General features: G+C 49.4%; 26 protein-coding genes. 18 read left to right on the top strand and 8 right to left on the bottom strand.

The features are described from left to right. The first annotated feature begins 4 nt into the window (after positions 1–4). Positions 5–1,009: an NAD(+)/NADH kinase gene (locus tag BN6628_RS14840; RefSeq protein ID WP_068618704.1), complete on the top strand. Its 1,005-nt coding sequence runs from the start codon at positions 5–7 to the stop codon at positions 1,007–1,009. 133 nt (positions 1,010–1,142) lie between these two features. Here the strand turns inward: BN6628_RS14840 and BN6628_RS14835 are convergent, their stop codons facing one another. Beyond that, positions 1,143–2,333 (bottom strand): MFS transporter, encoded by a 1,191-nt coding sequence (locus BN6628_RS14835; RefSeq protein ID WP_068618702.1) that lies wholly within the window; start codon positions 2,331–2,333, stop codon positions 1,143–1,145. 183 nt (positions 2,334–2,516) lie between these two features. On the opposite strand from BN6628_RS14835, the gene BN6628_RS14830 reads away from it, so the two are divergent. The 7 genes from BN6628_RS14830 (at position 2,517) to BN6628_RS14800 (ending at position 8,591) form a co-directional block, all read left to right on the top strand. Further along, on the top strand, positions 2,517–3,854 hold the full coding sequence (locus BN6628_RS14830; protein ID WP_235847649.1) for an ABC transporter substrate-binding protein: 1,338 nt from the start codon (positions 2,517–2,519) through the stop codon (positions 3,852–3,854). A gap of 30 nt (positions 3,855–3,884) precedes the next feature. Next, positions 3,885–4,814, top strand: a complete 930-nt coding sequence (locus tag BN6628_RS14825) for a carbohydrate ABC transporter permease (protein WP_068618699.1) — start codon at positions 3,885–3,887, stop codon at positions 4,812–4,814. Next, positions 4,814–5,704, top strand: a complete 891-nt coding sequence (locus BN6628_RS14820; RefSeq protein WP_235847648.1) for a carbohydrate ABC transporter permease — start codon at positions 4,814–4,816, stop codon at positions 5,702–5,704. Before BN6628_RS14825 ends, BN6628_RS14820 begins: the two co-directional genes overlap by 1 nt. A gap of 201 nt (positions 5,705–5,905) precedes the next feature. Further along, a complete protein-coding gene (locus BN6628_RS14815; RefSeq protein ID WP_068618697.1) occupies positions 5,906–6,769 on the top strand; it encodes a YheC/YheD family protein in 864 nt (287 codons plus the stop codon). Between the two features lie 121 nt (positions 6,770–6,890). Then, complete coding sequence (locus BN6628_RS14810) at positions 6,891–7,439, top strand: glutathione peroxidase (RefSeq protein ID WP_068618695.1); 549 nt, start codon at positions 6,891–6,893, stop codon at positions 7,437–7,439. A gap of 145 nt (positions 7,440–7,584) precedes the next feature. Beyond that, a complete protein-coding gene (locus tag BN6628_RS14805; RefSeq protein WP_068618694.1) occupies positions 7,585–8,277 on the top strand; it encodes an AzlC family ABC transporter permease in 693 nt (230 codons plus the stop codon). Further along, positions 8,268–8,591 (top strand): AzlD domain-containing protein, encoded by a 324-nt coding sequence (locus tag BN6628_RS14800; RefSeq protein WP_068618693.1) that lies wholly within the window; start codon positions 8,268–8,270, stop codon positions 8,589–8,591. Before BN6628_RS14805 ends, BN6628_RS14800 begins: the two co-directional genes overlap by 10 nt. 171 nt (positions 8,592–8,762) lie before the next feature. Here the strand turns inward: BN6628_RS14800 and BN6628_RS14795 are convergent, their stop codons facing one another. Next, positions 8,763–9,194 (bottom strand): MarR family winged helix-turn-helix transcriptional regulator, encoded by a 432-nt coding sequence (locus BN6628_RS14795; RefSeq protein WP_068618692.1) that lies wholly within the window; start codon positions 9,192–9,194, stop codon positions 8,763–8,765. 172 nt (positions 9,195–9,366) lie between these two features. Between BN6628_RS14795 and BN6628_RS14790 the strand changes: the two genes are divergently transcribed. After that, the gene (locus BN6628_RS14790) at positions 9,367–9,585 is read left to right on the top strand and encodes a hypothetical protein (protein WP_068618690.1); all 219 of its coding nucleotides are present in this window, start codon (positions 9,367–9,369) and stop codon (positions 9,583–9,585) included. 98 nt (positions 9,586–9,683) lie between these two features. Here the strand turns inward: BN6628_RS14790 and BN6628_RS14785 are convergent, their stop codons facing one another. The 3 genes from BN6628_RS14785 to BN6628_RS25690 all read right to left on the bottom strand — a co-directional run bounded on the left by BN6628_RS14785 (position 9,684) and on the right by BN6628_RS25690 (position 10,918). Next, positions 9,684–9,890, bottom strand: a complete 207-nt coding sequence (locus BN6628_RS14785) for a hypothetical protein (RefSeq protein ID WP_068618687.1) — start codon at positions 9,888–9,890, stop codon at positions 9,684–9,686. A gap of 16 nt (positions 9,891–9,906) precedes the next feature. Then, entirely contained in the window at positions 9,907–10,491 is a 585-nt protein-coding gene (clpP, locus tag BN6628_RS14780; RefSeq protein WP_068618685.1) for an ATP-dependent Clp endopeptidase proteolytic subunit ClpP, read from the bottom strand. Between the two features lie 295 nt (positions 10,492–10,786). Continuing rightward, positions 10,787–10,918, bottom strand: a complete 132-nt coding sequence (locus BN6628_RS25690; protein ID WP_082926922.1) for a DUF4023 domain-containing protein — start codon at positions 10,916–10,918, stop codon at positions 10,787–10,789. Positions 10,919–11,226: 308 nt separating this feature from the next. On the opposite strand from BN6628_RS25690, the gene BN6628_RS14775 reads away from it, so the two are divergent. The 6 genes from BN6628_RS14775 to BN6628_RS14750 all read left to right on the top strand — a co-directional run bounded on the left by BN6628_RS14775 (position 11,227) and on the right by BN6628_RS14750 (position 17,651). Further along, the gene (locus BN6628_RS14775) at positions 11,227–11,790 is read left to right on the top strand and encodes a bifunctional transcriptional activator/DNA repair enzyme AdaA (RefSeq protein WP_089153557.1); all 564 of its coding nucleotides are present in this window, start codon (positions 11,227–11,229) and stop codon (positions 11,788–11,790) included. Beyond that, positions 11,787–12,332 (top strand): methylated-DNA--[protein]-cysteine S-methyltransferase, encoded by a 546-nt coding sequence (locus BN6628_RS14770; protein WP_068618680.1) that lies wholly within the window; start codon positions 11,787–11,789, stop codon positions 12,330–12,332. Before BN6628_RS14775 ends, BN6628_RS14770 begins: the two co-directional genes overlap by 4 nt. Then, positions 12,325–13,038, top strand: a complete 714-nt coding sequence (locus tag BN6628_RS14765; RefSeq protein WP_068618678.1) for a 2OG-Fe(II) oxygenase — start codon at positions 12,325–12,327, stop codon at positions 13,036–13,038. The genes BN6628_RS14770 and BN6628_RS14765 overlap by 8 nt, the downstream gene beginning before the upstream one ends. Next, the gene (locus BN6628_RS14760) at positions 13,028–13,846 is read left to right on the top strand and encodes an SPL family radical SAM protein (protein WP_068622324.1); all 819 of its coding nucleotides are present in this window, start codon (positions 13,028–13,030) and stop codon (positions 13,844–13,846) included. Before BN6628_RS14765 ends, BN6628_RS14760 begins: the two co-directional genes overlap by 11 nt. 348 nt (positions 13,847–14,194) lie before the next feature. After that, positions 14,195–16,177 carry a methyl-accepting chemotaxis protein gene (locus BN6628_RS14755; RefSeq protein WP_068618676.1) on the top strand — a complete coding sequence of 661 codons (1,983 nt, stop codon included), beginning with the start codon at positions 14,195–14,197 and terminating at the stop codon, positions 16,175–16,177. Between the two features lie 241 nt (positions 16,178–16,418). Further along, positions 16,419–17,651 (top strand): aminopeptidase, encoded by a 1,233-nt coding sequence (locus BN6628_RS14750; protein WP_068618675.1) that lies wholly within the window; start codon positions 16,419–16,421, stop codon positions 17,649–17,651. Between the two features lie 165 nt (positions 17,652–17,816). Here BN6628_RS14750 and katA read toward each other — a convergent pair whose 3' ends face one another. The 3 genes from katA to BN6628_RS14735 all read right to left on the bottom strand — a co-directional run bounded on the left by katA (position 17,817) and on the right by BN6628_RS14735 (position 20,964). Then, a complete protein-coding gene (gene katA, locus BN6628_RS14745) occupies positions 17,817–19,271 on the bottom strand; it encodes a catalase KatA (protein ID WP_068618672.1) in 1,455 nt (484 codons plus the stop codon). A 274-nt stretch (positions 19,272–19,545) separates the two neighbouring features. After that, a complete protein-coding gene (ybaK, locus tag BN6628_RS14740) occupies positions 19,546–20,040 on the bottom strand; it encodes a Cys-tRNA(Pro) deacylase (RefSeq protein ID WP_089153556.1) in 495 nt (164 codons plus the stop codon). A 33-nt stretch (positions 20,041–20,073) separates the two neighbouring features. After that, the gene (locus tag BN6628_RS14735; protein ID WP_068618670.1) at positions 20,074–20,964 is read right to left on the bottom strand and encodes a helix-turn-helix domain-containing protein; all 891 of its coding nucleotides are present in this window, start codon (positions 20,962–20,964) and stop codon (positions 20,074–20,076) included. Positions 20,965–21,101: 137 nt separating this feature from the next. Here BN6628_RS14735 and BN6628_RS14730 point away from each other — a divergent pair, with 137 nt between their 5' ends. The 3 genes from BN6628_RS14730 (at position 21,102) to treC (ending at position 25,479) form a co-directional block, all read left to right on the top strand. Next, positions 21,102–21,497, top strand: coding sequence for a response regulator (locus tag BN6628_RS14730; RefSeq protein WP_068618668.1), 396 nt, complete (start codon positions 21,102–21,104; stop codon positions 21,495–21,497). 207 nt (positions 21,498–21,704) lie between these two features. Further along, positions 21,705–23,381, top strand: a complete 1,677-nt coding sequence (locus tag BN6628_RS14725) for a M20/M25/M40 family metallo-hydrolase (protein WP_068618666.1) — start codon at positions 21,705–21,707, stop codon at positions 23,379–23,381. Positions 23,382–23,772: 391 nt separating this feature from the next. Further along, a complete protein-coding gene (treC, locus tag BN6628_RS14720) occupies positions 23,773–25,479 on the top strand; it encodes an alpha,alpha-phosphotrehalase (protein ID WP_392397640.1) in 1,707 nt (568 codons plus the stop codon). Positions 25,480–25,522 lie beyond the last annotated feature (43 nt).

Below are 25,522 nucleotides of genomic sequence, written 5' to 3'. Positions count from 1 at the left end.
GGCGATGAACCAGCCGTTAACTGAACGCAAGATTGTCTTGATTAAACGACGGACCCGGCTTGAAGATTTGGTTGTACGATACAATACTGTACAACAAGCAGAGTTCTATATTGAGCGGCTTGGCGCGGATTTCAGCGATTATACCCGGGAAGACAGGGTCTACCGGGAAGCTCTGGCCGAAGCAGCCGGTTTGCTCTCGGATGTGGGCCGGGTGCAGATTCTGGACCGGGACCATGTGCCGAATTTCATCTTCGGCGAGCAGGATATTATCGTTGTGCTTGGTCCGGATGGATTAGTAGCCAATACGCTGAAATATACGGAAAGTCAGCCGCTGATCGGGGTGAACCCTGACCCGCACAGATGGGATGGGGTGCTGCTGCCCTTTTCAGTGCGCGATCTTAAGCTGATTATTAGGGATGTAATTTACGCCAGACGGACCATACAGGAGGTGACCTTGGCCAAGGCTGAGCTCAATGACGGCCAGTATCTTTACGGGGTGAACGACCTGTTTGTCGGGCGGCGTACGCATGTATCCGCACGGTATGAGCTTAAGCTGAATGAAGCGGCGGAGCAGCAGTCGTCCAGCGGTGTGATTATCTCGACCGGACTTGGCTCGACCGGCTGGCTCAAGAGCGTACTTGCCGGCGCGGCAGGCATTGTCAGCCGGGCGACTCATCAGCCTTTGAAGCTGGCTGTGGAAGATATTCACCGGAAGGAGCATGAGCCTACAGGCGGACACAGGGAGGCTGAATCAGCGGATCAAGCCCGCGCCGCCTGGGATTCACGCCATCTCTATTTTACCGTGAGGGAGCCTTTCCCCAGCAGAACTACGGCGGCAAATCTGGTGTTTGGCAGAATTGAAGAGGGAAGTCCGCTGCGTATCGTATCCCAGATGCCGGAAGAGGGCGTGATTTTTAGTGACGGAATTGAAAGTGACTATCTGGAATTTAACTCAGGGGTCGAGGCGGTTATCCGCCTGGCGGATAAGAAGGGACGCCTAGTAGTATAGAAGACGATAAATGAGTTGGTAGCAAGGGTTGGTGGATTAACGATTCCCCGGCGGGCCTGGCCGCTTTCATTTTGGAGTATATGAAGAAAGGAGAAGACACGGCGCTGTGTCCTCTCCTTTTTATTTTGCGTCCTTATTTCACAGCTGGAATCATTTCAACAGGGGAGCCTTCTGACGTCTTCTTATCATTCATCCGGAATACGAACCAGGCTGCCGGCAGAAGAGCCACGGCTCCCAGAAGCATGAAGCAGGTCTGGATACTAAACAGCTTGTACAGGAACATCCCGGCAAAAGGCCCAAGTGCGCCGCCCAGATTGTTAAGCAGAGCAACATCGGAGAAGAAACCCGCCTCATCCTCATGCTTCTTGGATTCTTCAATGGATAAAGTCTCTTGGGCAATCCCGGTGAAGCTTCCGATCAAATCGCGCACGATTTGAAGGCCAAGCAGAACTGCATAGGTGTGGGACAGGCCGTACAAACAGACGGTGCACATCAGCAGGGCATACCCGGTCAGCAGAGTGTTCTTGTAACCGAATCGCTTGATCCACCGGCGTCCTAACGGGATGCATACCGCGGATACCGCACCAGAACAGATGGAGAATAGGGCAATCTGCATATTGCTGAAGTGCAGCACGTTCACATGATAGATCACCCAGAGCGAGCCAGGCAGGGCGCTTCCTACAGCCATGAGGCCCACTAGCATCAAGAACGGGGTCGGTTTCTGAAGCGGGCGTTTCCAGCGGAAGCTGATCTTCTTGGATTCTCTTGGCGCCAGGCGGGCCATTAGATTCATCCCGGTGAAGGTGCAGACTGCCCCAAGGATCATACAGACGAAATAGTTATATGGAAAAATGCTGTCAAAGCGGTCCAGTAGTGTACTGGCGCTGTAGGAGCAGACCATAGTGACACCAATGGCGATAATGCGGATGTTTCCAAATAAGGAGGACATCTTTGCCTCTTCCACGTTGTGCTTGATCAAGGAATGCTGCTGGACATTCAGGATCATCACCACGATGCAGTTGATTGACCAGAACAGAAGAATCCAGGTAATGGAATGGGGCAGAAGCACGGCGAAGGCAATGCATAGAAAAGCAAGCTGGCGGATAATGCCTGCCGAGTAATATACCTTGAACGTACACGGCAGCAGCCGGGTGACGAACACTACGGAAAGAGCCGACATTAGAGGCGGCAGCGAGGTGGACAACGTGATTTGAAGTGGCGAAGCTCCCATACGGGCAATCAGAATGGGCAGGAACATGAAGAACAAAATATTTTTCATGTTTTGAAGGACGGCATCGAGGTAAATCCTTGTTTCGGCTTTCAAGCTGTCATCTCCCGGAGGTTAAAGTTGATGCATGTAAATTCGAATGCTTTGTTTTACATCGGAATTCATGGTCCGGAAGTGAATAAAAGCGGCTGTGTTTTTTTAATAAATACAAAAAATGATGCATTTCGACCTTGCTTGGTTAAGTAATAGGAAGAAACAAACTACTGCCTAGGGGGATACATGATGAAAAAGGAAAAATCAAATCAGTCTTGGGTCAAGCTGCTTGCCATTCTGTGCAGCCTTTCGATCCTGGCCGCATGCTCCGGGGGAACGTCCGGCGGGCCGGCAGGTGCAGCCTCACAGACGGATGCGGGCACATCCACGGACGGGAAAGTGGTGCTCAATTATTGGACATGGTGGGGATCGGAGACCCGTAGACCGATCATTGAGAAGCTGGTGGACGATTTCAATAAGTCACAGGACAAAATTTTCGTGAAACACAGCTATTATCCCTACTCGGATATTTTCACTAAGGAACTGGCGGCTGTCAGTGCCGGTAATCCACCAGATATTATGATGAATGACATAAATACAGTTCAGCAGCGTGCCAGCAAGAAGCAGGCAACTGATTTATCCAAATACGTCGAGCGGGACAAGGTGAAGGACCGCTTCTTCCCTGAACTATGGAAGACTGTTTTGTACCAGGACAAGCCATATGGGCTTCCGTTCAACACGGATACCCGGATGATGTTCTATAACAAGGATGACTTCAAGGCAGCGGGTCTTGATCCGGAGAAATTCCCGAACACTTGGGATGAACTCGAGAAGACAGCAGCCAAGCTGGATAAGAAGAGCGGGGATAAGTACACCCATATCGGATACTCCCCGCAGTTCAACTCGGACTGGAACTTACTGCAGCTGAATTTCGACGGGGGACGCAATTTCTTCGCCGACAACGGCAAACCGGTGGTTAACGCGCCGGCAAAGGCGGAGGCCATGCAGTACATTCTGAACAACGCGAAACGTCTTGGTCAGAGCAATATTGATGCCTTCAAAGCTGACTTCGGCAGCAAGCAGGCGAACCCGTTTATTGCCGGCAAGGTATCTATTTGGACGGATGTAACCAATTTCTATACGCAGATTCGGGATTACGGCCAGAATATGAACTTCGGGGTAGCTCCGCTGCCGGAGACCAAGGAAGGTGCTGGACATTACAGTGTCGGGGGCGGATTTGTTATTGAGATTCCGTATGGCTCCAAGCATCCGGATGAAGCCTGGGAGTTTCTTAAATACATGACGGATGTGCAGGCTCAAACCTATTGGGCTGAGAAGAACTTCGATAATGTGGCCAATAAAGAAGCCTCCAACAATCCGGAGCTGCAGAAGAATGCCGTGTATAAAGCTTCTGTAGACAATTTGGCCGTGACTAAAATTACTCCTAATCCGCTGAGTGCGCCAGATTATATCAATCTGATCAATCCGCAGCGCGATGCGATTATGCTTGGCCAGAAATCGGTTCAGGAGGGGCTGAATCAAGCTCAGGCGGATGTCGAAAAGCTGATTTCCAACAATAAATAAAAGGTCTATCCCAGAAAGAAGGTGGGCAGCATGGCCCGTACCGCACTACGCTATCGCGGCAGTGCTCTCAGCCGCAGGGAAGCCTGGCAGGGATATATATTTGCAAGTCCATGGATTGCAGGGTTTCTGCTGTTCACAGCAGGTCCCATGCTGTTCTCCCTATATGCCAGTTTTACCAATTATGATATTACTTCAAGAATGAATTGGATCGGATTGCGGAATTATGAAACGATGTTTAGTCATGATCCGCTGTTTTGGAAATCGCTATGGAATACATTCTATTATGTAATTATTAGTGTACCTCTGCAGACAGCGGGTGGTCTGCTGCTGGCCGTTGTGCTGAACCGCAAGGTTGCCGGTATCCGGATATTCCGCACAGTCTTCTATCTGCCGTCCATTCTGTCGGGTGTAGGCGTATATGTGCTTTGGATGATGCTGCTGTCCCCGAGCGCTGGACTTGTGAATCTCATGCTTGGCTGGGTCGGTGTGGATGGACCGGCTTGGCTGACTGACCCGGCTTGGACGAAGAACGCTGTGATTCTTATGAAAATATGGGGAGCGGGAGGCATGATGCTGCTCTATCTCGCAAGTCTCCAGTCTGTTCCGAAACGGCTGTATGAAGCGGCTGAATTGGACGGCGCAGGCCGGTTCCGCAAGTTCTGGCATGTTACCCTGCCGATGATTACTCCGGTTATTTTCTTTGAGATCGTAACCGGGATGATCGGAGGATTTCAAATCTTCCAGGAAGGCTATGTGATGGGGTATAACAACGAGCCGGGCGCGCCGATGAACTCGCTGCTCTTTTACAATCTGCACATGTTTCTGAAAGCCTTCAAAGTGTTTGACATGGGTTACGCGATGGCGATGGCCTGGTTCCTGTTCTTGATTGTTCTGGCACTCACCCTGGTGAATCTGATCTTGTCCAGATTGTGGGTGCACTATGAAGGGGGGGACCAGTAATGAGTCTGGTAGCTTCACGAAGGCACGGAAGTATCAGCGGGGTTAAGCAATCACCCGGGGCTATGCGCAGCAAGGGAATGTCCATCCTGCTGTTTCTGTTCATGACGGCGATAGGTCTGCTGCTTCTGACACCGCTCTTCTGGATGATTTCCACGTCACTGAAGTCCATGCAGGAGATTATGTCCTATCCGCCAACCCTATTCCCCAAGGAGGTTCATTTAGAGAATTACCGTCATGCTTGGGAGAAGGGGAACTTCGCCCGGTATACGCTCAATACGCTGCTGCTTGCAGGCATCGGGGTCTTTTCCCATGTGCTGTCCAATACGTTTGTGGCCTATGGATTCGCCAAAATCAGGTTTCCGGGTAAAAAACTGCTCTTCTCTATCATGCTCGGTACGATGATGATTCCAAGCTTTGTTACACTCATTCCGCAATATATTCTGTTCTCCAAGCTGTCCTGGATTAACACGTATTATCCATTGACCGTACCCGGCTTCTTCGGAAGCGCCTTTCAGATCTTTCTGATCCGCCAGTTCTTCATGACGATTCCGAATGAACTGATCGAAGCGGGCAAGGTGGATGGGGCAAGCCACTTCCGCATATGGTGGAGGCTGATGCTGCCTTTGTCCATGCCGGTGATAGCCACCGTGGCGATCATGACCTTCCAGGGAGCTTGGAATGACCTAACCGGCCCCCTGATCTATATCAATTCGGAGTCCTTGTTCAACCTGCAGATTGGTCTGCAGACTTTTAAAGGAACCGAATCAACCCAGTGGCACTATCTGATGGCAGGCTCGGTGATTGTTCTGCTGCCCGTCGTTCTCCTGTTCTTTTTCTTCCAGAAATATTTCATTGAAGGCATGAATATTACGGCGGGGACGAAGGGGTAATGTTCACACAGGTGGCCTAGAGAGCGAATAGCTAGTTTAAAGCGATAAGCAGGAAAAACACCGAATAAGACACTCAAGTTGAGGAAAGTAAGACGTTACAGGAGATACGAAAATCCCAGGCTGATAAAGGCGGATATACATGGCGGGCATTCCACACCTCAACATATATTACTATCAATTCACACACGAGGAGATGGAGAAATGCCGTTTCGTAAGGTCAAGAGCAAGCTGCTCAAAGCCCGCGCTATGCAGAGATCCAGGGTTCTTCGCCCTCATCTTCCCGAGACACACGGATATCACCCGTACCATCTGCGAAGAATGCTGCTTCGTTATCCGTCGGTTTTTGTAAAACCGGACAACGGAAGCCAAGGGGTCGGTATCATTAGAGTAAAGAGGGCTGGAAGAGGTATCGTTGATATCGGATGGGATTTAAGGAGTATGAGAGTGAGAGAACGTTCCGCCGCGGATGCGCTCAGAGGGCGTATGCACCGGGGAAGATCATATATCATCCAGCAGGGGATTCCGCTTGCACGGTATAAGAACAGGCTCATAGATATTCGGGTATATATGCAGAAGCCGGATTCAAAGTGGCATATCTCGGGTAAAGTCGTCCGGGCCGGTGCGAAGGGAAGGTTCCTGACGAACTACAGTCAGGGAGGGAGACCGGTAGCCTTGGAGGCTGTCCTAAATGCCATCCATCACAACTCTGCAAAAGTCAAAACATCCCTGAGGAAGATTGACCAAGTGTCCTACGGGGCGGCGAGAGCGCTTGACCAGGCATTTCCGGGTATCCGTATTCTTGGCATCGACCTGGCACTGGACAAGAGTGGACGGATCTGGATTATTGAAGCGAATACAAGACCGGGTTTTGAGATGTTTAAGCACTTGAGGGACCGCAGCATGTATCAGACTATTATACGAAGGGAACATATCATTGCATCCAGATATACAGCCCCGGCAAAATGGGCTCCCGCCCCAACCCTTAGGAGGGGCCGGCACTCTAGAGTCTATTCGCCCATAGGCCGCCGAATGAAGCTTCGAAATTACAATGTGACAAGACTATGATTTGCATTGAAATCTGTAACCTATATGGAAATTAACCAAGATTTTGGCTGGCTATTAGTCTTTTAATTTGTTACCATCAACCCTGTAACAATACACACATATTGTAAGGGGATAACCAAAGATGAGTATATATAATTTCTCTGCTAAAGCAATGAATGGAAAAGAAATTTCTTTGGAAGCTTATCGTGGTAAGACTTTGTTGATTGTGAATACGGCAAGCCAGTGCGGATTTACCTTTCAGTATGAAGATTTACAGAAGCTGTATGACCGGTACAAGGACAGAAATTTCTTAATCCTCGGGTTTCCTTCCAACCAGTTCGCTGACCAGGAGCCGGGGAGTAATGACGAGATTAATACCTTCTGCACTCTAAATTATGGTGTGAATTTCCCAATGTTTCAGAAGATCGATGTGCGTGGAGAAGAAGCCCATCCTCTGTTCAAATACCTGGCTGGCTCCAAGCCATTTGAAGGTTTCAACCACCAACATTCTGTGGCGAAGCTCTTGATGGCTGTGATTCAGGAGAAGCATCCGGAATATATGGAAGGGGATTCGATTAAATGGAATTTCACCAAGTTTCTCATTAACTCGAGTGGTGAGGTTGTAAAGAGATTTGAAGCTACTACGGACCCGCTTGATATGGAGCAGGATATTGAGGAACTTCTCGCTTAAATTTGATACAGTCTATTATACTAAAAGCCTCTGCCTTGGCAGAGGCTTTTAGTATCCCGTTCAACGGGTATAACCCAGCATCCCGTGCGGAGTGGTATAATTGAATTTTGTCGGGACTAAATAGAGAGACAGGAGTTAGGAACCAGTGAACAGAGAGCAATTTATCCGCGGAGTCAAGGACTGTGTCCCTACATTACTGGGCTATTTGAGCATTGGCTTTGCGGCAGGGATTATTGAGAAGACGGCAGGTCTCAGCATGATGGAGGTCGGTCTTCTGAGTGTAATGGTGTATGCGGGCTCAGCGCAGTTCATCTTCGCGGGCATGATTGGAGCGGGGAGTTCTACGGCAGGTATTGTGGCTACCGTGTTCTTCGTGAATCTAAGGCATCTTCTTCTGAGCGCTGCCTTATCCCCGTATTTCCGGCATCTATCGCCAATTAAGAATGCCTTAATCGGTATGCTGCTTACCGATGAGACGTTTGGGGTGGCTTCCGCTCAAGCCTCTCAGACTAAGCAGTTAAACAACAGCTGGATGCAGGGCCTGAATCTTACCGCATATTTGAACTGGATTGCTGCTAATCTAGCCGGTGCCTATTTGGGGGAATGGATTAAGGACCCTGAGAAGCTTGGACTAGATTTTGCGCTTCCGGCGATGTTTATCGGCTTGTTGGTGCTGCAGATCGTTCATCGGAAGAGGTATACGGTCGATCTTGTGGTAGGATTAACTGCGGTGATCGTGGGGGTTATTTGTGGAATTTGGTTATCTCAGAGCGCAGGTGTCATTGCGGCGACAATCACAGCGGCAACAGTGGGGACGGTGATTGAGAGATGGAGATAAGATGGGATATTTTTGTGCTGATCGCAGCTTGTTCCCTGGTTACGGCGCTTCCCAGGGTAATTCCGCTTGTGCTGTTAAGCCGGATTGATTTGCCAGAGCCGCTTCTGAGATGGCTGGGACACATTCCAATTGCGGTGATGGCTGCATTGGTGGGACAGGAGCTTATTCATGCGGAAGCTGGCTTTAGTCTTCATGAACATCTGGATCTGGCTGCAGGCGTGCTCACATTTATTGTTGCTTTCAAAACCCGGAATCTGCTGTGGACGGTAATCTTGGGTTGTTTATTTGCTATGGTTCTCCGCCTTCTGGCGTAGACCCGCACGGTGGTTGCGCTCATCGGGTTTATTTAGAAATATTAAAATGGCTGTTTAGTCCGGTTGAGCATACTTGGCCTGGTGGGGGTTGATAGGGGAAGATGCAGGAATTGGTTGTTGCTGCGAGGAATAGGGAAGAGACCGGCCAGAGTTAGCCGGTCTCTCTTCATGTCAGAAATTTTTGTTTACCTTAACCAGCTTCTGGTACAGAGTAATTAGCTGGGTAAGCTCCTCATCTGTCAGCATATCAAAAAAATGGGCGAACTGGGCGCGGCCCTGGCTCCGGGTCTGATGAGCAAGTGCCCTTCCGGCGTCTGTGATGGCCAGATGAACGGCACGGCGGTCTTCTTCATCGCGGATGCGCTGAATGTAACCAGCCTTGACCAGCTTATCGGCGAGACCTGTGACTCCCCCGGTGGTCACCTTTAGAACCGCGGCTAATTTGGAGGGATTAAGTGGGCCCTCCTTATCCAGAAGCTCCAGAATAAGTTCGTGGTTGCGCGAAAGTCCATAGGTATGACGCTTATTCCATTCCTGCTGCCACATTTGATAATGGTCATTGTACAGCCGGGATAACTCTTTTAACAGTTCTATACGGTTCATAAATGAAAAGCTCCTCACAGTGCATAGAAGTATGAAACCTTGCTGGTAATATGAAAATGGGTAATAGAAATTTTAGGCTAACATACAATGTTATCGATAATAATATCACTAAGATATTTACTATTCAACCACATGATGTTCAAATTCATCCGAACAGGAGCTGAAGCAAATCATGACAGGAATTGAGGTGAACTGGGGGGTAACCAGGGTCCGTCTAAGTTGGAAAAGACAAGATGCCGGTTATGAGTCTGGTGGGCGGATATTGATTAAACCGGAAGACGCAGGCAAATACCATCAAGGCTGGAATGAGGTGTATGAGGAAATACTACAATGTGCTATGTCGGTAAAGCATGTAGAAGGCCACAATAGCAAAGCGCCAGCCCAAGGATAGTTTCGCTTGGATTGGCGCTTTGTTTACTTTTTGCAAAAAAGCCGCACATTCTGCTGTAAGATTGCTTGCTTTCGGAACGGTCTCCTGGGGCCCAATGGTTACTGGGCAAAGCCCACACGTGGGCGCTGGCGCTCCTTGGTGTCAATACTGATGGACCGGATGGAGGTAACGGGAATGTACAAGGACTGATATTCATCAGCGTAGTTGATAAAGTTCTCTTCAATGGCCTCCAGAATACCGCCTCTTACACAAGAACCATCAAGAAAATGTATGGTCACTTCTTTGTTAAGCAAATGGTTTAACATCAAATCACCTCCTCGACTAAATCGATGTAATGACTTTGTCAATAATTCCGTATTCCAGAGCTTCCTGCGCTGACATGAAGTAATCCCGATCCATGTCCCGCTCAACCTTGTCATATGGCTGGCCGGTTCGGTCCGAGGTAATTTGAACGATCTTTTCCCGGATTTGAAGAATCCGCTTCGCACTGATCGCAATGTCGCTGGCCTGACCCTGGGCTCCTCCGTGGGGCTGGTGGATCATAATTTCGCTGTTTGGAAGAGCGAACCGCTTCCCCTTGGTCCCGGCAAGCAGAAGAAGGGAGCCGAAGGAAGCGGCAAATCCCGTACATATTGTCTGGATATCCGGTTTGATATACTGCATGGTGTCATAGATCCCGAACCCGGCTGAGGTGGAGCCTCCCGGGCTGTTAATATACATAAATATATCCTTCTCAGGATCTTCCGCCGATAGAAACAGCAGCTGGGCTGTAATGCTATTGGCAAGTTGGTCGTCAATGGCGGAGCCGACAAAGATGATCCGGTCCTTAAGCAGCCGTGAATAAATGTCATAGCTTCTTTCACCCCGGCTGGACTGTTCTACAACATAGGGGACATAATGACTCATTTCAGGCACCTCCGTTGGTTTGTGCAAAATGGTTTACGATCTGTACACGAACCAATGCGGAAAAAGGATACGGTGTGATGATGGGGATGCGGACTTGAATGAAGCCGGGTCTCAGATGAATTTGAAATATTGGGGGAAATGGCACAGTAATTAGGAAGAAGCTGGCCCGAAATGGATTGGGGAAACCTTGGCATGAAGAGTGACCATCATACTTGCAGCAATTAATTAAGAAAGATGAAGAAGCAAGAGCAGCAAGACCATGGCCCGAGGGACATGGTCTGCATGGCTTCTTTTATTACTTGTTGGTACTGTGCTGCTTATTGGGCAGCTGTGAACCCGGATTTCCCTTGGCCCGGTGCTTATTCTTCTCCGCCTTTTTCTGATTGTCGTGGACCTTCTCCACGAATTCGTGCGTGCTTTCAGACATCCTTTGTGCCTCCTTAGAGTTAATATCCTTGTTACTATAACCAAAGAAAGGGAAGTTCATGAAATGCACCAGAATAAAAAGAAGTATAACTACATGTGCTACAGCATATGCTTGCGGAATTCTGGTTTCATCCGCTCATTAGAATCTACCCGAATTGACGCTATTCCTACCCCATTTAAACGAGTGCTAAGATGAGGTGCGGTGTTTCGTAATCTTGCTATTACATCCTGGAATCCTCCCTGAAATCCGCAGCAAAGGGTATACTATGTATAGTGGCCACAATGTTAATAGGGCAAGGAGGGATCTTGATGAAGGATGAGTACTGGACGGCAATAATCAGCAATGATGCCGCCTACGATGAGCAGTTCTTCTATGCGGTAAAGACCACAGGTATATTCTGTAGACCGTCCTGTAAATCCCGTGTGCCGAACCGGGGCAACGTCCGAATCTTCAGAAGTGCGAATGAGGCGCTAAGGGAGGAGTTCCGTCCCTGCAAGCGCTGCAAGCCCACGGGGGAGCGGCTGCCCGATGAGGACTGGGTGGAGCAGATCACGACATGTATCCAGTCGCATTATAAGGAGAAGTTGACTCTCCATATGCTGGCCGATATGTGCCATGGTAGCCCTTATCATCTCCATCGGACATTCAAGCGCATTACGGGCGTTACACCTGTTGAATATATACAGAGTTACCGGGTTGGAAAAGCCAAAGAGATCCTGATGCAGACGACTTCGTCTGTACATGAGGTAGCTTATTCTGTAGGCATTCCGAGCGCCCCGTATTTCATCACCTTATTTAAAAAAATAACGGGTTATTCACCTGCCGAGTACCGGCAGAAATATAAACTGGAGCTTATGGAGGAACCAATATGAAAACAGCAGCGGCGAACACCATCTATTGGACCCTGTTCGAGGATGAAGGATGGCAGTTCTATATGGCGGCAACACCTCAAGGTCTGTGTTATGTGGGATCGGAGAACAGGCCTTATGAAGAAATGGCCGCATGGCTCATCCGGCGATTCCCAGGTGCTGCTATCGAGTGTAATGATCAGCATATGAAGCCCTATATTGACGAAATGAAAGAGTATCTGCGGGGAAGACGCACCCAGTTCTTAGCCCCGCTTGATTTCTACGGCACTCCTTTTCAGGTTGAGGTATGGAACGCACTGCGCCAAATTCCTTATGGTAAGACTTGTTCGTACTCAGAGATCGCTGAGACTATCCAGAGACCAGGAGCGGTAAGGGCTGTTGGGGCTGCAATTGGAGCCAATCCTGTCCTGATCTCCGTTCCCTGCCACCGGGTGATTGGAAAGAACGGCAGCCTGACTGGCTACCGGGGCGGACTTCAGATGAAAACCCGGCTGCTTGAGGTTGAACGGCGGTGGTCAGATGAAGATAGAACACGGCATGCCTAATAAAATTGCAGATCAGGTTGCCAGACTGGATTGGAACAAACTGCAGGGAAGCCTTGACGAGCAGGGGTATGCCAAGCTGCCGGCTCTGCTGGATGAGGAAGGGTGTGATGTCATCATCCGCACCTATGAACAGGACGAGCTGTTTCGCAGCACGATCGATATGGGCAGGTTCAGGTTCGGGGACGGAGAATACAAGTATTACTGCAATCCGCTTCCCTCATGGCTTCAGGAATTAAGGACAAGTCTTTATCCGGAGCTCTCCAAGACAGCCAACCGGTGGCATGAGCAGCTTGGGAAGGAGTTTAGATACCCCTCCAATCTGGATGAATTTATCCAGAGGTGTCACCAGCGCGGCCAGACTCGTCCAACACCATTAATACTGAAATACGAGGCCGGTGGATACAACTGCCTGCACCAGGATTTGTACGGGGAGGTGTTCTTCCCTTTCCAGGTCGTGTTTGCCCTGAACCAGTATGGGCTGGATTATGAAGGCGGTGAGTTTCTTCTGGTTGAGGCGCGGCCAAGAGCCCAGAGCCGGGGCCGTGTGGTTACCCTTAACCGGGGAGAGGGACTGATCTTTCCGACCCAATATAGACCTGTATCTGGAACAAAAGGATACTACAGAACCACACTTCGGCATGGAGTAAGTGAGATCACCGCCGGTATGAGGTACAGTTTGGGGGTGATTTTTCATGATGCCCTATAAACTGCTGAATAAGTACCCCAAGACCATGCTGAACAAAGGAACAGGTTTTCTTGCGGATTACACGCATTCGCTGAATCCCTATACCGGGTGCTCCTTCGGATGTGCTTATTGTTATGTGCGGGGAATGCCGGTATCCACCTTCCGGGGTGAGGAATGGGGAAGCTGGATAGACATTAAGAAAGAGGCGGCTGGCCTGCTTGAGAAAGAGCTTGTAAGAGCCAAGTCGAAAGGGAAAGTGACCATCTTCATGTCCTCAAGCACGGATCCTTATCAGCCGGTTGAGGTTCAGGAGAAGGTAACCCGATCTCTTCTTGAGGTGATGGCTGTAAATCCGCCGGACTTCCTGCTCGTCCAGACCCGCAGCCCGCTGGTCCAGCGCGATCTGGATTTGTTCCTAAAGCTCAAAGAACGCGTAAGAATAAGCATGACCATAGAGACGGACCTGGACGAAATACGGAAGCAGTTTAGCCCATCTGCGCCTCCAATCCCTGCAAGGCTCAAAGCTCTTGGTGAACTGGCCAAATCTGGAGTTCCGGTTCAGGCGGCAATCGCTCCTGTGCTTCCGAGCAGCGCTGCTTTTCCGGATGTTCTAAGGTCCGTGGTGGATCGGGTATGTCTGGATGATTACTTCATGGGTGATGGAAGCGGGGGAAGAAGGACTCGCGGATTAGGCATAGGCTCCATATATGAGAAGCTGGGCTTGGAGGATTGGTACGGGCCATCCGCATACCGCATCGTGTATGAACGGTTATTAGGAGCCTTCGATGAGGCCCAGATCCGGATTAGCCGGGAGGGATTTGCACCTTGATAGGCCAACACGGGATCATAAGTAAACCATCTGGTTGGATTGTGACGAACAGCGTAATGTATAAGAAAAATTAACGGTTTACAAAAAATAAACGTGCCGGGAGAGGGGTTGCCCAACCTGGCACGTTTATATTTTGCAACTGAGATTTGTATGTAACCGGATACAGATACTTTTTTATTAAAGATTAAGTTTAGGTACTAAAATAAATGACGAAAAATGTCGATGAAAGGAGAGTGGAGAAATTTCGAATGGGGGAGAGTCGAGAGACGAATGAAAAAGATAAAACAAATAGGGACTAAATCAGCAAGGGGGAGTGAACAATCCGGGGACAAGGCAGGAGAAAAAACGGTGTTCTTTTCCATAAAGAACAAGCTGATTGGGGCATTTGCCATTATCCTGGTTGCTCCTACCATACTCCTGTCATACGTGTCGTATCAGACAGCTAAGGAGAATGTGAACGAGCAGATGACGGCTGCGGCCAATGGGAATGTGAGACTGCTGGATTCCTTGCTGAATGATTTCTTTAACTCAAAAAAGAAAGAAATCGAAGTGTTATCCCAGCTTGCCGACCTGAGCAGCGTTAAGTCTGACAATGGCACCAACATTGGGAGCAGCGAAAGCGTGAAACGTAATCTTCTTATGTATAAAGCAGCAGAGTCGGATACAGAAAATGTTTTTATTGGGACGAATGATGGACTGTACCTCGACTCGAACGCTGTGACCAAAATTGCAGCGGATTACGATCCGAGGGTGCGGGGCTGGTATAAAGAGGCGCTTGCGAGCAAGGGCAGCATTGTGGTGACATCTCCTTATGAGTCAAAGGCAAGCGGAAATCAGGTTGTCACAATTGCCAAGGTGAGCAAGGATGGCAAAGGCGTCGTGGGTATGTCTGTAACGATCAAACGACTCGCTGAAATTACAAAGAGCGTTCAGATTGGTCAAAAGGGATTTGTGTTCCTGATCGATAAAGATAAGAAGTTTGTCTATCATCCGGCAAACAAAACGGGGTCTACGGCCAAGGAAAGTCCGATGTTAACAAATCTTTACAAAGACAACAACGGGAATTTCAGTTATGAGAGCGACGGTACCCTTAATAAAATGGTATTTACGACTAACCAAACTTCCGGGTGGAAAATCGCCGGAACCATGTATGAATCAGAAGTGGCGGACCAGGCTGCACCAATCTTGAGGTCCACTTTTATTGTCCTTGCCATTTCCCTGCTTGTCGGAGCGGCTATTGTAACCGTGATTATTGTAGCCATTCTCCGGCCGCTGCGGAGAATCAACAGAGCCTCATTGCGGATCAGTGAAGGTGATCTGTCCGAAACCATCGAAGTGGTACGGCATGATGAAATCGGATTGCTTGGAAAAAACTTCAATCAGATGGCGGCTTCCCTTCGTACCGTTCTGCATAAAGTTAATGATAACGCGATGCAGCTTGCGGCTTCCTCGGAGCAGCTGTCCGCCAGCTCAGAACAAATTGCGGAGGCAGGGAAGCAGGTGGCTCTCGCAGTTCAGGAAGTTTCCAGTGGTTCAGCCCAACAGGTGAAGGAAATCAATACAACCGTCAAGGATTTGAATGGAATAGGCGGCCAGGTTCAATCGATCTCGCAAAGCACGCACGAAGCGGCAGAATCTGCCGGACATACCGAGCAGACGGCCAAAGACGGTAATCAAGCGATTCAATCCGTTATGAACCAGATGAAAGCTATTGGAGGAACCGTCAGCAATCTTGCTCAAGATGTGACCACGCTCGGAGAACGCTCTAAAGACATCGAGGCCTTCACCCAGGTGATTACTACAATTGCTTCACAGACCAATCTGCTTGCGCTGAATGCTTCCATTGAAGCGGCGCGGGCTGGGGAGCAGGGTAAGGGCTTCGCCGTAGTAGCTTCCGAAATCAAGAAGCTCGCGGAGCAATCCAGCAGCTCGGCGGCTCAAATTGCCGAATTGATCGCGGGAATCCAGCGTGATTCTGGAACGACTGCGGCAAGTATGGAGCAGGTGATCCATGAAGTGAAACAGGGAATTGACATGGCTGATACGGCAGGCGGTTCCTTCGAGCATATTCTCGAATCCATTGCCGGAGTTGCCCAGCAGATCGAGCAGGTATCCGTGGCTTCTCAGGCTATGGCGGCGAATTCGGATAAAATGCTTGGCTCAATCGGAGAAGTTGCCGATATCTCAGAGGAGACGGCTGCCAGCATTGAGCAGGTGGCGGCAACAACGGAAGAGCAGCTGGCCTCCATGCAGGAAATCAGCGCATCTGCGGCAATGCTAAGCAAGATGGCGGAGGAGCTTCAAGAGACGGTAAGCAAATTCAAAATTTAACAGATAGCAAGAGAGAGCAGCCAATCAGCGGCTGCTCTCTTTTTCATTGTTAAGATGGTTTTCAGGGTCTGGTTCTGGATACTGAACCAGGGCGCTCTTTTAGGCAGGGCAATAATCTGAGCATCTTAGGCCATGATTTGGAGCAAGCCTGTGGGCTGTTTCCTCGTTTCCTGGTTCTCTGGTGGAAGAACTGTAAATCGTGATACGATAGGACCACAGCAGATAGAGAGGATGGTAGAAAGTGGACAAGGATTTTCAGTTGTTATTAAAGAAGTATGCGGAGCTTGTTATAAAGGTAGGCGTTAATATCCAGCCTGATCAAGTGCTTATCATCCAGGCTCCGATCGAGACTGCGGAATTCACACGTCTGGTTGTCGCCAGCGCTTATGAAGCAGGGGCTAAATATGTCCAGGTTGAATGGGATGATGAGCAGGTGACCCGAATCCGCTATGAGAAGGCGCCGGACTCATCTTTTGCCTATTATCCGAAATGGCAGGCTGATATGATGGAGCAGCTCGCCGTAGGTGGAGGTGCGGTCCTGCATATTAAAGTGCCTGATCCAGAGTTGTTCCGGGGAATAGATTCCTCCAAAGTATCCACCGCGGTAAGAGCTGCAGCAGTGGCCCGGGAGAAGTACTCTTCCTATGTCCGGAGCAATAAGGTGACTTGGTCGCTGATTAAAGCCCCTACCCAGGCATGGGCGGACAAGGTGTTCGCGGATCTGCCGGGAGATCAGCGGATCCAGGCAATGTGGGAAGCGGTGTTCCTGATGAACCGGGTTGATCAGGATGATCCGGTTGCGGCATGGCAGTCCCATATCGCGCAGCTGAAGGAAAGCCAAGAGCGAATGAATCGCAAGCGCTACAAGTCTCTTCATTACAGAGCGCCCGGAACGGATCTCAGAGTAGAGATGCCTGAAGAGCACTTGTGGCTTGGCGGGGGAGACGAGAATGAAGATGGGATCTATTTCGTGGCCAATATGCCGACAGAAGAAATATATACCATGCCTCTGCGGACCGGCGTGAATGGCGTGGTCAGCAGTACACTTCCACTCAACTTGAACGGCCGGTTGATTGAAGGTATTAAACTTACATTTAAGGATGGTAAAGTCGTTGCTTATGAGGCACAAACCGGGCTTGAAGACCTGGCCTCTCTGTTGGAAACTGACGAAGGCGCTTCTTATTTAGGCGAGATGGCTCTGGTTCCGCAGGATTCGCCGATCTCAAGAATGGGCCGAATCTTTTATAATACAGGCATTGATGAGAATGCTTCGTGCCATTTTGCCCTTGGCAGCTCTTACCCGGTCAATATCAAAGGCGGAACGAAGCTGAGTAAAGAGGAACTGTTAGCTCGAGGAGCAAATGTCAGTCTAACGCATGTCGACTTTATGATTGGCTGCCCTGAACTGGAGATTGACGGCGAACTCCCGGACGGCACGATTGAACCCGTGTTTCGTCAAGGAAATTGGGCTTAATAACCTGATCTTGTCCGGGGAAAGCCTGGACAGGACTAACAGAACCACAAATACTCTAGCGGTTTTGTTTCGGTAAAATTGGCAATAACGTTCAAGAAAACAGCTATTAAGAAAGAGACACCTCAAATTATCTGGGGTGCCTCTTTTTTGTTATATATGATCGACTTACACGCCTTGAGGAACTGGTAATCCGAGCCCCTCAGCCACACGGGTGCCATACTCCGGATCGGCCTTGTAGAAATGACCAATTTGGCGGATTTTAATTTCATCCTTATCTACAGGGGTCATTGCCGCAACAATATTGGCTACAAGCCGCTCACGTTCTTCCTCGCTAAGAAGGCGGTACAGATCACCGGCTTGGGTGTAGTGGTCGTTATTGTCGTATGGAACACTGTCAGCCAGACCGGATACGGCGAATGGAGCTGGCTTGTGAACCGGCGACTCGACAGCGCCGCCGTAGCTGTTCGGTTCATAGTACACGGATGATCCGCCATTTCCGTCCGCTCTCATGGCGCCATCGCGTTGATTATTATTTACTTCCGCAACCGGACGATTAATTGGAAGCGTATTGTGGTTCGCTCCCACACGGTAGCGGTGGGCATCCGCATAAGCGAAGATGCGTCCTTGGAGCATCTTGTCAGGTGATGCTTCGATACCCGGTACGAAGTTTCCTGGAGAGAGGGTAATCTGCTCCACTTCTGCAAAATAATTATCCGGGTTCCTGTCAAGAACCATGCGTCCCACTTCAATCAGTGGATAGTCCTTCTGGGACCATACTTTTGTCACGTCAAACGGGTCAAAACGGTAAGTGTCGGCATCTTCAAACGGCATGATCTGCACATAAAGCTTCCAGGCTGGGAAATCACCGTTTTCTATGGCATTAAACAAATCCTCTGTATGGTAATCCGGGTGTTCGCCAGCCAGCTTGGCGGCTAGCTGCACGTCCATGTTCTTCACACCCTGCTCAGTCTTGAAATGATATTTGACCCATACGGCCTGGCCCTCCGCATTCACCCATTTGAACGTATGGCTTCCGAATCCGTGCATATGCCGTAACGTGGCTGGAATCCCCCGGTCCGACATAAGAATTGTCACCTGATGAAGAGATTCCGGGGACAAGGACCAGAAATCCCACACGGCATTCGGATTCTTGAGGTGGGTCTGCGGGTGGCGTTTCTGGGTATGGATGAAATCCGGAAATTTGATGGCATCGCGAATGAAGAAGACTGGTGTATTGTTCCCTACCAGGTCATAATTGCCTTCCTCTGTGTAAAATTTCACAGCAAAGCCGCGCGGATCACGAACGGTGTCCGCAGAACCCAGTTCACCGGCCACCGTGGAGAAGCGGATAAACAAAGGAGTTCTTTTGCCAACTTCGGACAGAAACGCCGCTTTGGTGTAGCTTGATACATCTTGGGTCACTTCGAAGTACCCATGTGCTCCGGCCCCCTTGGCATGAACGACCCGTTCGGGAACTCGCTCCCGGTTGAAGTGGGCTAGCTTCTCGATCAAGTGATAGTCTTGGATTAGAGTGGGACCGCGGCTGCCCGCTGTCATGGAGTTTTGATTATCGCCGACAGGTGCGCCGGTGCTCGTAGTCAAATGTTTCGGTGTAGTCATTCAGTAATCAATCCTTCCATTACAATATAATTAAAATTGTTTTTAGACTTAATCTAAATCATGTGTTTATTATAGCATGGGCTTTTCGGCTTCATCATGAGGTTTTCATGAGTTTTTGATGAACAATGTGGGGGACAGGGCATCGGATTTATTGTGAGAGGGGAGTGTGGGTTAAACGATGGTTCATGTAAGTGGGGATCTGCACGAGAGTAATCCGGAAATCGCCAGGCTTGGTGCTCCAATACCTAGACGATTCCCGGTTTCTGTTCCAGGACTAAGCCTCATATTCAGCCGGGGCTTTGACTAAGCTTGCGAATACAGCACCTGTACAGCTTGCCAGCTCAGCAGGCTGTACTTCCATCTGCATTCCGACTTTTCCCGCGCTGACGGCAACTGTATTCTGGGAAGCCGCGGATATATCTATAAAGGTGGGATAATTCTTCTTCATCCCAACGGGTGAGCAGCCTCCCCGCACATACCCGGTAGAAGGTAAAAGCTCTTTTACCGGAAGCATTTCAATTTTCTTCTGTCCTGCTGCCTTGGCTGCTTTCTTCAGGTCCAACTCTTCCGCTACTGGAATGACATAAACAAACAGCTCGTTCCCGGACCGGGCCACCAAAGTCTTAAATACAGTCTCCGGATTAAGGCCAATCTTCTCAGCCACGGCTGTGCCGTGAATTTGGCCGTCTTTGTTATCATAGGTATGAAGCGTGTAGCTGATGTGGTGACGGTCCAGAATACGCATGGCATTGGTTTTTGATATTTGCAAATTGAACAACTCCTCTATCTTGGAAATCTATGATTAATTGGTTGAATTGAAATACCTGCGTGCGTCGGATGTAACCCCTGACACCGGGTGCTCGTAGTTCCCGCGGGCTTTGAGATTGTCCCAGAATTCGGCGTTAACCGGCTGCTGGCGGACAAGCTTAGGAGATACCCCATATTTCTGCTTAAATAATTTGTGAAAATAGGAGTACGTGCCGAAACCGCAGCTTTGCGAAATATGCTCGAGACTCCAGTCGGTGTATCTTATCCGTTCCAACGCATTGGACAGCCGGATCTCTTGGGCATACTGGATCATCGTATAACCAAGCACCTCTTTGAATAAATGTACTGCTCTTGACACGCTCAGCCCGGCCATCTTAGCAACATCCTCAATGCGAAACGTCTCTAGTGCGTTCTCTTCGATGTAACGCTTCATGCTGCCCACCACCCAATTGGTGCGCAAAGGTGAACCTGGCTTGGAGCAGCTCTGATCGGAAGCCCGGTCAAAGATCAGACACAGCGCACACAGCAGGTGCTGGATCAGTTCAGTTCGGCTTCCCTCCAGCCGATGCTGTTCAATGGACAGCTGCTGCCACAAGGAGACGATTCCATCGTCCAGGTGAACGTGCTGATAAGCCTTGCGGGGCATCCGGTTCCACCATTCGTCCACCCATTTCCCTTCACAGAGCAAATAATAATCTCCGCTCTCCGTAACTCCCTTGTACTCCTCTACATGCAGCTTGTACATATCTCCTGGTCGATACAAGAGCAGATCACCAGGCTCAATCTCGCGCATGGCCCCGTCCACCCAGGCCCGGCACCGGCCCAGCACCTGCAGCCGGAACAGGTAGAACGGAGGGCTGTTCAGATTGTTTTTATAAGACTTGGTATGTAGAGAATAAGCGCAGGCATGCAGCCTTACATCCATAGTGATCACCTTTCAGCCAAATAGTAGAGGTTTTGAACTAGATCGGATATTTATGTTACTGGCATATTTAATTATAATATTAGCAAATCAAACAGGTTCATGGAACGGTTGAACCTATAGAGAAAAGGTGAATGACAATGTACAATATGATGATCGCGGATGGTCATTCCAATGCTTTAATGGATATGGATTGGAGCACGGAGAAGATTGGGCAGATACATACGGCATTTCATGTACAGGAGGCACAGCAATTGCTGCAGAGGCACGCGATTCATATCCTGCTGCTGGATATCAAGAGGCCTTTCGAAGGAGGTTTTGAGCTGTTATCCTGGGTCAGGAAGCAGCATCCAGCGATTCGAATTATTATATATACGGCACAGGCAGACTTTTTCGATGTCCAAAAAGCCATGCGTTTCGGTATCAGCGACTACATCCTGAAGACGGCTGATATTAGGGAGCTGATGGCCTCGGTAAAACGGGTCGTCCGGGAAATTGACAAGACGGGAAGCATGCTCACCTGTGGGATTAGGTAACATTTGAATTGTACAAGAAGATTTAATGTTGACCCAATAAAATAAACTAAGTGGATTGGAGGCCGTCCCCCGGACGGCCTTTTTGGTGATTTCACGGTTCCGTAATAAGGAGTGATTTGTATTGTCTGGTACAAATTGGATTTATTATGCTTTGTTTTGTAAAATTAAGAGGGAAGGACAAAGAAATATATGTAAGGGGTTGAGAATGTGCAGGGTAACAAGCAGTTCAAAATCGCTTGGTGGTTGAAATCTCTGGTAATTCTGGTCATCGTGATAGCTGTTGGCTTTGTTGGTTTACTGCCGATCCGGGCGCCTGAGCCCTTAGGAAAAGATGCGGCGGCAGACCAGTTCTCATCAGCCCGTGCGGCTGAGAAGCTCGCTGTGATTGCGAAGCAGCCACACCCGTTGGGATCAGCAGCGCAAAAGGAAGTCCGGGATTATCTGCTCTCTGAGTTGAGACAGCTTGGGTTACAGCCGGAGGTTCAAAAGGCAACGGTTAAGTACAAGCGGTATCCGGATAAGACCGAAACTGAAGCTGAAATTGAGAATATTCTTGCCCGCATCCCTGGAACGGATAATAGTAAAGCACTTATGCTTACAGCTCATTACGATTCGGTCCCTACGGGTCCTGGAGCAGGTGATGACGGATCAGGGATAGCGGCAATTCTTGAGACTATACGGGCTATAAAGGTATCCGGAAGCCTGAAGAATGATGTTATTGTGCTGATGACGGATGGGGAAGAGATGGGTCTGCTGGGCGCAAAGGCGTTCATGAAGGAACATCCCTGGGCAAAGGATGCGGGGCTTGCGCTTAACTTTGAGGCGAGAGGTAACCAAGGCCCTTCGCTTATGTTCGAGACAAGTGACGGCAACGGATGGCTGGTCCAGGAGTTTATTAAAGCGGCTCCAACTCCACATGCCTATTCACTCATTTACAATTTATATAAAATGATGCCGAACGACACCGATATGACAGTTCTCCGCAGAGGGGGCCTGCAAGGATTGAACTTCGCGTTTGGTGGAGGGATAGATGCCTATCACGGTCCGTCTGACACCCCGGAGAACCTGGACCCGGGAAGTCTTCAGCATCAGGGCGAATATATGCTTGCCTTAACACGACATTTCGGCCAATTGGATCTGACTACACCTCCTCAGGAGAATCGGGTATTCTTCAACGTGTTCGCTTCGGTTATGACCAGTTATCCGCAGTCTTGGGCGATCTGGCTCGCTGCGATTGGTGTGCTCTTGTACGCTATTATGATCTGGCTGGGCCTGCGGTCTAGAGCGCTCAATGTGAAAAGGACCGGAACGGCCTTTCTGCTCTCTGCGGGAACCCTGCTGATTGTGTATGGGGTCATTACCCTGGTGTGGAAAATGGTCCGCTTCATCGTCAGTGACCAGCAATGGGCAGCCATACTTTTGGATTCTAAAATCAGTGACTACTCCTTATTCGCACTGCTAATCTTGACATTTGTTATTGTTGCGGCTGCAGCCCGCCTTATCTCCAAGTACATAAACAGCCTAAATATGTGGGCAGGCACACTGCTCCTATGGGTAATAGCATCCATCGTCACCGCACTTTATCTTCCCGGAGGAAGTTATCTTCTGATTTGGCCGCTGTTGTTCAGCACGCTCGGTCTCCTAGCCAGCTTTAAGTGGCATAAGAAGAGCCCTTGGTGGATAAATACTCTCGTAGCTGTACCGGGGATACTGCTGTTTAGCCCTATCCTGTATTTAACTTCTACGTTAATAACCTTAGAGGCGGCCCCGGCTATTTGCGCGCTGGGAGCTTTCACAGCAACTCTGTTATATCCGGCCTTGATTGAGTATGAGCATAGGCCATCTGTAATGAGAACTGGAAGAGCCGATATTCCGTTACAATAAAACGTTCATTCTGCAGAGTAGACGGCTTATTGCAAAAAATAAGCACAGCGCCAGTCCAAGGGTGTTACCCTTGGGCTGGCGCTGTGCTATTTTTACCTTCTATTTGATCAAGAAATCCAAAACTAGGCAGCATTGGGAGCGAGGCGTTCGTTCTCGTAGCTTTTCGATCACAGGCTGAACTCCTAAACCAAATCAGGGGCTGCCTTTCTGTACGATCCCGTTTCGGTTTTAACTGGGAGGGGATTGGTTAATTTTATAATTGACAACTTGTATATACAGGTCTATCATTAACGGAGTATTTAACTTGTATATACAGGTTAGTGATGTAAGCGCTGCAGTTAAGGGTTTACATCGTTGTTTAGGAATGAAAGTTAAAAGGAGGAGTTTATCCTTGAAGAATAGCAAAGCTCATGATTGGTGGCGAAAGTCCACGGTGTATCAAGTCTATCCCAAGAGCTTCAATGATACGACGGGCAGCGGTGAGGGAGATATCCGTGGACTCATTAACAAACTTGACTATTTGAAAGATCTCGGGATTGATATTGTATGGCTTCAGCCTGTCTACGTCTCCCCGCAAAATGATAACGGTTACGATGTGGCTGATTACTGCGCAATTAATCCGGAGTATGGGACGATGGAAGACTTCGATGAGCTGGCTGCCCAGATTAAGCGCAGGGACATGCACTTGATGCTGGATATCGTTGTGAACCACTCTTCGACGGAGCATCCTTGGTTTAAAATATCCAGACAATCCAAAGATAACCCTTACCGGGATTATTACATTTGGAGGAATCCGGGACCGGATGGAGGGCTCCCGAATAACTGGCAGTCCAAGTTCGGCGGCCCGGCTTGGCAGTATGATGAAGCAACGGGCCAGTATTTCCTGACTCTATACGATAAGACGCAGGCCGATTTGAACTGGGAGAACCCGAAGGTAAGGGAAGAAGTGATGAAGCTGATGACCTTCTGGGCGGAGAAAGGGGTCAGCGGCTTCCGAATGGACGTTATCAATCTGATCTCGAAAGATCGGAGCTTCCCGGATGATGACGGCAGTGTGCCCCCTGGAGATGGACGGAGGTTCTACACAGATGGACCAAAGGTTCATGAGTATGTAAAAGAAATGTACGATCGTGTATTCGGTCCATACAATTTGGTGACCGTTGGCGAAATGTCCTCCACCACGATGGAGCATTGCTTGCGGTATTCCAACCCGGCGGAAAAGGAATTCTCCATGACCTTCAATTTCCATCACTTGAAGGTGGATTATCCGAACGGCCAGAAGTGGGAGCTCATGCCATATGACTTCCAGCAGCTCAAGAGCTTGCTCTCCAACTGGCAGACAGGCATGCAGGAGGGAGGAGGCTGGAACGCCCTGTTCTTCAACAACCATGATCAGCCGCGGGCTTTGTCGAGGTTTCTGGATGACGGGGAATACCGGGTGGAGAGTGCCAAGCTGCTTGCAACTACTTTGCATGGACTCCAAGGCACCCCTTACATTTTCCAGGGTGAGGAGATTGGGATGCCAAATCCGAAGTGGAACAGCATTGAGGAGTTCCGGGATATTGAATCGAGAAATATGTACCGGCTTCTCCAGGAGCAGGGCAAAACAGCGGAAGAAGCCTTGGATATTATCCGCGAGCGCTCCAGAGACAACTCCAGAACCCCGATGCAGTGGGATGACAGCCCCCATGCCGGATTCACGAGCGGCACGCCCTGGATCAAAGTGGATGAGCGCTATCCGCTAATAAATGTGAAGCAGCAGCTCCAAGATCCTAACTCCGTTTACCACCATTACAAGAAACTTATCGCACTTCGCAAGGAGCTGCAGGTGTTGACGGAGGGGAGATTCCAGCGGCTCGATGAGGAGCATCCGCAGGTTTTTGCATACGCTAGAATCAGTGAAGGGGAACAGCTAGTCGTACTGTCCAACTTCAGCAGCCAGGAGACGGTATTCAAGCTGCCTAAGAGCTTCCACGACAAGTATGTGGCAGGGAAAAAGGCAGAGATGCTTATCGGCAATACCGGGGCAGCGCCTGGACTTCAGGCGGAAACCCCTCTAACCCCATACGCTTCCTATATGTGGGTAATAAGAGGATAAATGAGGGCGGATTGCCCCTTAATTATGAAGAGCAAGGGAGCTG

Source organism: Paenibacillus tuaregi (genome assembly GCF_900086655.1).
In the GTDB taxonomy this organism is placed as follows: domain Bacteria; phylum Bacillota; class Bacilli; order Paenibacillales; family Paenibacillaceae; genus Fontibacillus; species Fontibacillus tuaregi.
The sequence above is the reverse complement of the archived record's forward strand: the minus strand, read 5'-3'. Positions and strand labels throughout refer to the sequence as shown.

Excerpts from the sequence above, each read along its gene's own strand:
- BN6628_RS14825 (WP_068618699.1), top strand. The coding sequence starts at position 3,885 with ATGGCCCGTACCGCACTACGCTATCGCGGCAGTGCTCTCAGCCGCAGG.
- BN6628_RS14830 (WP_235847649.1), top strand. The coding sequence starts at position 2,517 with ATGATGAAAAAGGAAAAATCAAATCAGTCTTGGGTCAAGCTGCTTGCC.
- katA (WP_068618672.1), bottom strand. The coding sequence starts at position 19,271 with ATGACTACACCGAAACATTTGACTACGAGCACCGGCGCACCTGTCGGC.
- BN6628_RS14735 (WP_068618670.1), bottom strand. The coding sequence starts at position 20,964 with ATGGATGTAAGGCTGCATGCCTGCGCTTATTCTCTACATACCAAGTCT.
- BN6628_RS14730 (WP_068618668.1), top strand. The coding sequence starts at position 21,102 with ATGTACAATATGATGATCGCGGATGGTCATTCCAATGCTTTAATGGAT.
- BN6628_RS14820 (WP_235847648.1), top strand. The coding sequence starts at position 4,814 with ATGAGTCTGGTAGCTTCACGAAGGCACGGAAGTATCAGCGGGGTTAAG.
- BN6628_RS14765 (WP_068618678.1), top strand. The coding sequence starts at position 12,325 with ATGCCTAATAAAATTGCAGATCAGGTTGCCAGACTGGATTGGAACAAA.
- BN6628_RS14770 (WP_068618680.1), top strand. The coding sequence starts at position 11,787 with ATGAAAACAGCAGCGGCGAACACCATCTATTGGACCCTGTTCGAGGAT.
- BN6628_RS14815 (WP_068618697.1), top strand. The coding sequence starts at position 5,906 with ATGCCGTTTCGTAAGGTCAAGAGCAAGCTGCTCAAAGCCCGCGCTATG.
- BN6628_RS14760 (WP_068622324.1), top strand. The coding sequence starts at position 13,028 with ATGCCCTATAAACTGCTGAATAAGTACCCCAAGACCATGCTGAACAAA.
- BN6628_RS14810 (WP_068618695.1), top strand. The coding sequence starts at position 6,891 with ATGAGTATATATAATTTCTCTGCTAAAGCAATGAATGGAAAAGAAATT.
- BN6628_RS14840 (WP_068618704.1), top strand. The coding sequence starts at position 5 with ATGAACCAGCCGTTAACTGAACGCAAGATTGTCTTGATTAAACGACGG.
- clpP (WP_068618685.1), bottom strand. The coding sequence starts at position 10,491 with ATGAGTCATTATGTCCCCTATGTTGTAGAACAGTCCAGCCGGGGTGAA.
- BN6628_RS14795 (WP_068618692.1), bottom strand. The coding sequence starts at position 9,194 with ATGAACCGTATAGAACTGTTAAAAGAGTTATCCCGGCTGTACAATGAC.
- BN6628_RS14790 (WP_068618690.1), top strand. The coding sequence starts at position 9,367 with ATGACAGGAATTGAGGTGAACTGGGGGGTAACCAGGGTCCGTCTAAGT.
- BN6628_RS14775 (WP_089153557.1), top strand. The coding sequence starts at position 11,227 with ATGAAGGATGAGTACTGGACGGCAATAATCAGCAATGATGCCGCCTAC.
- BN6628_RS14800 (WP_068618693.1), top strand. The coding sequence starts at position 8,268 with ATGGAGATAAGATGGGATATTTTTGTGCTGATCGCAGCTTGTTCCCTG.
- BN6628_RS25690 (WP_082926922.1), bottom strand. The coding sequence starts at position 10,918 with ATGTCTGAAAGCACGCACGAATTCGTGGAGAAGGTCCACGACAATCAG.
- BN6628_RS14785 (WP_068618687.1), bottom strand. The coding sequence starts at position 9,890 with ATGTTAAACCATTTGCTTAACAAAGAAGTGACCATACATTTTCTTGAT.